Here is a 7635-nt window from a genome sequence, read left to right on the forward strand (position 1 = left end):
CCCGATGAACACGATGCCGGCGTCGTCGCAGGCCTGCGCGAGCGCGACGCTCTCGGACAGGAAGCCGTACCCGGGGTGGATCGCCTGCGCCCCGGTGCGCCGGGCGGCGTCGATGATGGCATCCACACGCAGGTAGGAGTCGGCTGCGGCCGCCCCGCCGATCCACACGGCCTCATCCGCCTCGCGGACGTGCGGTGCTTCGGCATCCGCATCGCTGTAGACGGCGACGCTGCGGATGCCGAGGTCGCGCAGGGTGCGGATGACGCGACGGGCGATCTCGCCGCGGTTGGCGACGAGGACGGATTCGAAGGTGCTCATGTGCATCACATCCGGAAGAGGCCGAAGCGCGGTTCGGGCAGGGGGCTGCGGGAGACGACGTCCAGGGCGAGGCCCAGTAGGTCGCGGGTCTGGTCCGGGTCGACGATGCCGTCGTCCCATAGTCGGGCGGTGGCGTAGTACGGCTCGCCCTGACTCTCGTACTGCTGACGGATCGGGGCCTCGAACTCCGCACGCTCCTCGGGCGTCCAGGGCTCGCCGCGTCCTTCGAGCTGCTCCTCCTTGACCGTGGCGAGCACGGATGCAGCCTGCGGACCGCCCATCACCGAGATGCGGCTCGCCGGCCAGCTCCACAGGAACCGAGGCGAGTAGGCCCGCCCGCACATCGAGTAGTTGCCCGCCCCGAAGGAGCCGCCGATGATGACCGTCAGCTTGGGGACGCGCGTGGTGGCGACGGCGGTGACCATCTTCGCGCCGTCCTTGGCGATGCCCCCGGCCTCCGCGTCGCGGCCGACCATGAAGCCGGTGATGTTCTGCAGGAACAGCAGCGGGATGCCGCGCTGGTCGCACAGCTCGATGAAGTGCGCGCCCTTGAGCGCGGACTCGCTGAACAGCACCCCGTTGTTCGCGACGATCCCGATCGGATGCCCGTGCAGCACGGCGAACCCGGTGACGAGCGTCGTGCCGTACTCCGGCTTGAACTCCGAGAAGCTGTCGGCATCGACCAGGCGGTCGATGACCTCGTGCACGTCGTAGGCGGCGTTCACGTCGACGGGCACCACGTCGTACAGGCTGCCGGTCTGCGCGGCGGGGCGCGAGGCGACGACCTCCCAGGCGGGCGCTGCGGGCTTCGGCAGCGTCGCGACGATGTCGCGCAGGATCTCCAGGGCGTGCTCGTCGTCCTCGGCCAGGTGGTCGACCACCCCCGATCGCCTGGCGTGCAGCTCTCCCCCGCCGAGCTCCTCCGCGGTCACCACCTCGCCGATCGCGGCCTTCACCAGGGGCGGGCCGCCGAGGAAGATCGTGCCCTGGTTGCGCACGATCACGGTCTCGTCGCTCATCGCAGGGACGTATGCGCCGCCCGCCGTGCAGGATCCCAGGACGGCCGCGAGCTGCGGGATGCGCTCGGCGGACAGGCGGGCCTGGTTGAAGAAGATGCGGCCGAAGTGGTCGCGGTCGGGGAAGACCTCGTCCTGCTTGGGCAGGAAGGCGCCGCCCGAGTCGACCAGATACAGGCAGGGCAGGCGGTTCTCCAGCGCGATCTCCTGCGCGCGCAGGTGCTTCTTGACAGTCATCGGGAAGTACGTGCCGCCCTTGACCGTGGGATCGTTGCAGACCACCATCACGTGCCTGCCGTGCACCAGCCCGATCCCCGCGATCACGCCCGCACCGGGTGCCTCGCCACCGTAGAGGCCGTCCGCCGCGAGGGGTGCGATCTCGATGAAGGGGCTCCCCTCGTCCAGCAGCCGGGCGACGCGGTCGCGCGGGAGCATCTTGCCGCGGGCCACATGCCGCTCCCGGGAGCGCTCCGGACCTCCCAGAGCCGCCGTGGCGAGTCGCTCGCGCAGCTCCTCGGCCAGTTCCTGCTGGGTGAGAGCCATCGTGGGTCCTCCTCGACGCACGTCAGTGCTGATATTTCGCGCTGAGTTGGTTAGTGTGCATTAACCAGATAATTCAGGTTAGCGAGGATTAACCGAAATGACAACGCCTGGGACCGCCCGCGATCGTGCGAAGGCCGCGCGCACCGACGCCATCCTCTCCGCGGCCGCGGAGCTCTTCGCCGCGCGCGGTTACACCGGCGTGAGCCTGGAGGACATCGGCGCTGCGGTCGGCGTATCGGGACCCGCGGTCTACCGCCACTTCGCCGGCAAGCAGGCGCTGCTCGGCGCGCTTCTGATCGGCGTCAGCGAACGGCTGGTGGCGGGCGGCCAGGACGTGTCCTCCGGCGCCGCCTCGGAGCAGGACCGGATGCGGGCGCTGGTGGTCTTCCACGTCGACTTCGCACTGGGCAATGCCGACGTCATCCGCGTGCAGGATCGCGACTTCGTCTATCTCACCGACGAGAGCCGCGCTGACGTGCGACGACTGCAGCGCGCCTACATCGAGCTCTGGATCGATTCGCTGGCCGCGCTGGTCGCCGATGACCGTGACGCGCTGCGACTGCGGGTCCAGGCCTGCTTCGGGCTGCTCAACTCCACGCCGCACTCCACCAGCACGGCGCTGCGCGCCCGGGTTGACACCGCGCGCCTGCTCACGGCGATGGCGCTCTCAGCCCTCCTCGCCGGCAGCTGACGTCGCGCACGGCTGAGGGCGGAACTCCGGGGAGCCCCGCCCTCAGCCGCGCACCCTCAGGCGCTCAGAAGAGCATCGCCCGACCGGGCTGCTCCAGCAGGTCGGCGACGTCCTTCAGGAAGCGCGATCCCTCGGCGCCGTCCACCAGGCGGTGGTCGAACGACACGCTCAGCGTCATCATCTGACGCAACGCGATCTCACCCTTGTACTCCCAGGGCTGGTGCCTGACCGCACCCACGGCGAGGATGCCGGACTGCCCGGGCGGCAGGATCGGCGTGCCGGCATCGATTCCGAAGACGCCGATGTTCGTGATCGAGAACGTCCCGCCGGCGAGCTCCGCCGGGCTCGTCCTGCCGGAGCGCGCGGTCTGCGTGAGCTGGGTCAGGGCATCCGCCATCCCGGTCAGGGACAGGCGCTCGGCGTCGCGGATGATCGGGACGATGAGGCCGCGCTCCGTGGCTGCGGCGATACCCAGATCCACGAAGTGGTTCTGGACGATCTCGCCCGCCTCCTCGTCCCAGGTCGCGTTGAGCGAGGGATTGCGTCCCAGGGCGAGGCAGACGGCCTTCGCGATCAGCACGAGCGGCCCGATGCGGTGGTCGGACAGCGACCGGTCCGCGCGCAGCTGCTCGATCAACTCCATCGTCGCCGTGACGTCCACCGTGTGGAAGCAGGTGACGTGCGGGGCGGTGAAGGCACTGCGAACCATGGCCTGAGCGGTCGCCTTGCGCACGCCCTTGATGGGGATGCGGATCTGTGAGCGCTCGCCCGCCGGCGCCGCCGGAACGGTCAGCGCGGCCGCCTCGGCGACCTCGTGCTCGGCCGGCTCCGCCGTCGCGGCTCCGACGCGGTCCGCGTAGGCGTCGACGTCGGATCGGGTGATCACGCGATCCCCCACCTCAGCGGCGACCAGCACGAGGTCCACGCCGCGACGCTTCGCGTAGGCGCGCACCGGCGGAGTGGAGCGCGGGCGCTCGCCGACGACCGGCTCCGCGACCGCGGGGGGCAGTGCGTCATGCGGTGCGGCGGCGATCACCGCGGCATCAGCCTCGTGAGCGACGGATGCGGCTCCCCGGCGGGCGCGCCGGGCGGGACGAGCACCGGATGCCGGAGCGGCGCCGTACCCGACCAGGTTCGGCTGCGCCTTCTCCTCGGCATCCGCTCGCTTCTCGTCGCCCGCGATCGCGGGAGCCTCCGGCTCGGCACCGGCCACATCGAAGGCGATCAGCGGCGCGCCGACGGCGACCGTGTCACCCGCGTCCGCGTGCAGCGTGGACACCGTCCCCTCATAGGGCGAGGGCAGCTCGACGACGGCCTTGGCGGTCTCCACCTCCGCCAGTGTCTGGTTCAGCGTCACCGGATCGCCGGGCTTGACCAGCCACTGGACGACCTCGGCCTCGGTCAGCCCCTCGCCGAGGTCGGGCAGACGGAACTCCGCGATCACTGCTGCTCCCCCTTCGTGAGGCTGTTCGGCCGGTCCATGACCCGATCGACGGCATCCAGGATGCGATCGAGGTCGGGCAGGTGGAACTTCTCCATCTTCGCGGGCGGGTACGGGATGTCGTGCCCGGTCACGCGCAGCGGAGCGGACTCGAGGTACTCGAAGCAGAACTCCGTGATGCTGGCGATGATCTCGGCTCCGACGCCTGCCTCCCGGGAGGCCTCGTGCGCGACCACCACGCGTCCGGTGCGGCGCACGGACGCCGTGACGGTCTCGTAGTCGACCGGCGAAAGGGACCGGAGGTCGATGACCTCGAGCGAGATCCCCTCGTCCTCGGCCGCAGCGGCTGCGTCGAGCGCCGTGCTCACCATCGCGCCGTAGGCGATGAGCGTGGCATCCGTGCCCTGTCGCACCACCCGGGCGAGCCCCATCGGCGGTGCATCGGCCAGCGGCGCCTCCAGATCGACCTCGCCCTTGTGGTGGTAGAGCCGCTTCGGCTCGAAGAACAGCACGGGGTCGTCGCTCGCGATGGCCTGCTGCAGGCAGCGATACGCGTCCTGCGGGTCGGAGACCGCGATCACGCGCAGCCCTGCTGTGTGCACGAAGTACGCCTCGGGCGACTCGGAGTGATGCTCGGCCGCGCCGATGCCCCCGGCCCACGGCACACGGATCGTGATGGGCATCTTGATCCTGCCCTGCGTGCGGTAGTGCAGCTTCGCGACCTGCGAGACGATCTGATCGAACGCCGGGTAGATGAACCCGTCGAACTGGATCTCGATCACAGGCCGGTAGCCGCGGAAGGCCAGACCCACGGCGGTGCCGACGATGCCGGATTCAGCGAGCGGCGTGTCGATGACGCGCTTGGCCCCGAACTCCTCCTGGAGTCCGTCGGTGATGCGGAAGACGCCACCGAGGGTTCCGATGTCCTCCCCCATCAGCACGACCTTGTCGTCGTCGCGCATCGCCTGGCGGAGGCCGGCGTTGAGGGCCTTGCCCAGGGTCATCTGCACCATCTCACGCCTCCTCGAAGGTGGCGAGATACGCGGCGTACTCGTCGCGCTCGCGCTCCAGGCCGGAGTGCGGCTCCGCGTAGACGCGGTCGAAGACCGCGAGTGCGGGGCGGGTGACCATGCCCAGGCAGGCAGCGCGCATCTCGCGCGCCATCTCATCGGCCTGCGCCTGTACGGCGTCGACGTGCTCCTGCGGGAACTCGCCTGCGGCGCGCAGGTGCGCCTCCAGCCGCGCGATCGGATCGCGGCGCCGCCACTGCTCGAGCTCGGCCTCGTCGCGGTAGCGCTTCGGGTCGTCGGCGGTGGTGTGCGGGCCCATCCGGTACGTGACCGCCTCGAGGTAGGCCGGGCCCCTGCCGGAGCGCGCGTGGCCGAGGGCCCAGCGCATGGCAGCCATGCACGCGAGCACGTCGTTGCCGTCCACACGGAGGCTCGGGATGCCGAATCCGGGGGCGCGACCCGCGAGCGGGAACTGCGACTGCAGCCCGACCGGCTCCGAGATCGCCCAGTGGTTGTTCTGGCAGACGAACACCACGGGAGCGCGATAGGACGAGGCGAACACCATCGCCTCGTTCACGTCGCCCTGGCTCGTGGCGCCGTCGCCGAAGTAAGTCACGGCGACCTCGTCGGCACCGTCGTGCTGGATGCCCATGGCGTAGCCCACGGCGTGCAGGGTCTGCGCGCCGATGATGATCTGCAGCGGGGCGATGCGCAGCTCGGCCGGGTCGTAGGCAGCCCCCTCCTCACCGCGCCACATGCGCACGTAGTCGCCGGGCTGCGCGCCGCGGCTGTACATCACGCCGGTCTCGCGGTAGCTGGGGAAGACGAAGTCGCGGGCCTCGAGCGCGCGGCCGGTGCCGATCTGCGCGGCCTCCTGGCCGTTGCACGGCGCCCACAGGCCGAGCTGGCCCTGGCGCTGCAGCGCGACACCCTCGGCATCGATGCGGCGGAGCACCACCATGTCGCGATGCAGATCGCGAAGGGCGTCGAAGTCGATGTCCTGGATGTAGCGGTCGAGCTGCGGGTTCGCCACCCGCGTCCCATCCGGAGCGATGATGCGCTCGGTGAGCTCGAGATCGCTCTCCGTGTCGGTGATCGGTGAGATGTGCGGTGACATCGGCGTCCTCCTGACGTGGGGCCCTTGTGGGGCGTGCACGGCTGATCCGACGACTCCGTCGGCTTATCTGAAGGGTACGTCCACCTGACACCTCGCTCAAGCATGTATGCGCCAGTTGAGCATGTTGCCCAGAAGGTGCCCGCGTGATCCTGATATCGTGTGGCACTATGCCAGCCCTCGATCGCGTCGATCTCGAACTGCTCACCGCACTGGCGGAGGATCCGCGCACCACCGTCGTCGCCCTCGCCGAGCGGCTCCGCCTCTCCCGCAACACGATCCAGGCCCGGATGGCCCGGCTCGAGCAAACGGGCGTGTTCGAGTCCTACGAGCGGTCCTACTCGACCGAGGTGCTGGGCTTCCCCCTGCAGGCCTTCATCAGCATCGGCGTGCGGCAGACCGAGCTGCCGCGGATCATCGCCGAACTCGCGCGCGTGCCCGAGGTCGTGCAGGCGCACGGCCTGAGCGGATCGATCGACCTGCTCGCCCGTGTTGCCTGCCGCGACGCCCGCCATCTGTTCGACACGGACGCGCGCATCCTGTCGATCGACGGCGTGGAGCGCACCGAGACCTCACTCGCCATGGGCGAGGTCATCCCCTTCCGGGTGGCGGGGCTCATCGGCCTCGCGCGACGGGAAGCCTGAGGAAGCGACGGATGGCGCCCGCGGCCTCCGCGGGCGTCTCGTAGTGGATCAGGTGCCCGACCTCGGCGATCTCCACCAGCTCGGCGTCGGGGAACATCCGCGCCAGACGACGTTCGGCCTCGATGGGCGTGATGTCGTCACGCTGCGCCGCGACGAGGAGCGTGGGCGTGTCGATCACGCCGGCGAACGCGCGCACGTCGTGCGAGACGCTCGTGACGAAGGCGTCGTGCAGCACGTCACGGTCCGAGAAGCGCGAGAAGTAGGTGTCGTGCTGGTCGTGGATGAAGCGCCGCAGCGCGGGGTCCCTGGTCTTGGCCATCGCGATGCTCATCACGCGCACGATCAGCGGGTTGCGGAGCAGGGCGGTGCCGATCCTCTCCGGGAGTCGCGCACCGAGCGAGTAGTAGAGGACCGCGAGTCGCGTCAGGACACCCTTCGGGCCCTCCAGCGCGGGCGCGCCGATCGGATTGATCAGGATCAGCTGCGGAGTCCTCAGCCCGCCCGCGACCGCGGCTGACGAGACGATCGACCCGAAGGAGTGGCCGAGGATCACGGCATCCGGAGCCACTGCGCGAGCGAACTCGGCCAGCCAGCCGGAGTACAGCGCCAGGTCGTGCTCGCGCCCGGGGATCGGCGCGGTCTCGCCGAAGCCGGGCAGGTCGGGTGAGATCACCCGCACATCGGGAAGGTACGCGATCACCGGCTCCAGGCCGTGATGCTCGCCGCGGAAGCCGTGCACGGCGATGACCGTCGGGGCCTCCTCGCCTGCGGGACCGTAGACCCAGTAGGCGGTGGTGGATCCCAGCACCTCGACCTCGCGTCGCTCAGTGGGGATCTCCCCCAGTCGGGCGGCGTACG

Annotated in this window: 8 protein-coding genes (1 of these 8 cut by a window edge); 2 read left to right on the forward strand and 6 right to left on the reverse strand. The window is 70.2% G+C overall.

The window, feature by feature from the left end; genetic code table 11:
* On the reverse strand, window positions 1-318 hold the 5' end (the start) of the coding sequence (locus tag BGN97_RS15090; protein WP_363331441.1) for a biotin carboxylase N-terminal domain-containing protein. It extends 1557 nt beyond the left edge of the window; the window shows 318 of its 1875 coding nt (coding positions 1-318); the start codon lies at window positions 316-318; the stop codon falls past the left edge of the window.
* 5 nt (window positions 319-323) lie between these two features.
* Window positions 324-1877: a carboxyl transferase domain-containing protein gene (locus BGN97_RS15095; RefSeq protein WP_292703223.1), complete on the reverse strand. Its 1554-nt coding sequence runs from the start codon at window positions 1875-1877 to the stop codon at window positions 324-326.
* A gap of 97 nt (window positions 1878-1974) precedes the next feature.
* On the opposite strand from BGN97_RS15095, the gene BGN97_RS15100 reads away from it, so the two are divergent.
* Window positions 1975-2568, forward strand: a complete 594-nt coding sequence (locus BGN97_RS15100; RefSeq protein ID WP_292703226.1) for a TetR/AcrR family transcriptional regulator — start codon at window positions 1975-1977, stop codon at window positions 2566-2568.
* Between the two features lie 64 nt (window positions 2569-2632).
* Here BGN97_RS15100 and BGN97_RS15105 read toward each other — a convergent pair whose 3' ends face one another.
* The 3 genes from BGN97_RS15105 to pdhA are packed head-to-tail and all read right to left on the reverse strand — an operon-like array spanning window position 2633 to window position 6136.
* The gene (locus BGN97_RS15105) at window positions 2633-4012 is read right to left on the reverse strand and encodes a dihydrolipoamide acetyltransferase family protein (protein ID WP_292703228.1); all 1380 of its coding nucleotides are present in this window, start codon (window positions 4010-4012) and stop codon (window positions 2633-2635) included.
* Entirely contained in the window at window positions 4009-5022 is a 1014-nt protein-coding gene (locus tag BGN97_RS15110) for an alpha-ketoacid dehydrogenase subunit beta (RefSeq protein ID WP_292703232.1), read from the reverse strand. Before BGN97_RS15110 ends, BGN97_RS15105 begins: the two co-directional genes overlap by 4 nt.
* A gap of 1 nt (window position 5023) precedes the next feature.
* Window positions 5024-6136, reverse strand: a complete 1113-nt coding sequence (gene pdhA, locus BGN97_RS15115) for a pyruvate dehydrogenase (acetyl-transferring) E1 component subunit alpha (RefSeq protein ID WP_292703233.1) — start codon at window positions 6134-6136, stop codon at window positions 5024-5026.
* A gap of 167 nt (window positions 6137-6303) precedes the next feature.
* On the opposite strand from pdhA, the gene BGN97_RS15120 reads away from it, so the two are divergent.
* Entirely contained in the window at window positions 6304-6777 is a 474-nt protein-coding gene (locus BGN97_RS15120) for an Lrp/AsnC family transcriptional regulator (RefSeq protein WP_285632329.1), read from the forward strand.
* Here the strand turns inward: BGN97_RS15120 and BGN97_RS15125 are convergent.
* Window positions 6749-7635: alpha/beta hydrolase (locus tag BGN97_RS15125; protein ID WP_292703236.1), on the reverse strand; the 887-nt coding region annotated here is incomplete at its 5' end. The two genes, BGN97_RS15120 and BGN97_RS15125, sit on opposite strands and share 29 nt — an antisense overlap.

This window comes from Microbacterium sp. 69-10 (genome assembly GCF_001897945.1).
In the GTDB taxonomy this organism is placed as follows: Bacteria; Actinomycetota; Actinomycetes; order Actinomycetales; family Microbacteriaceae; genus Microbacterium.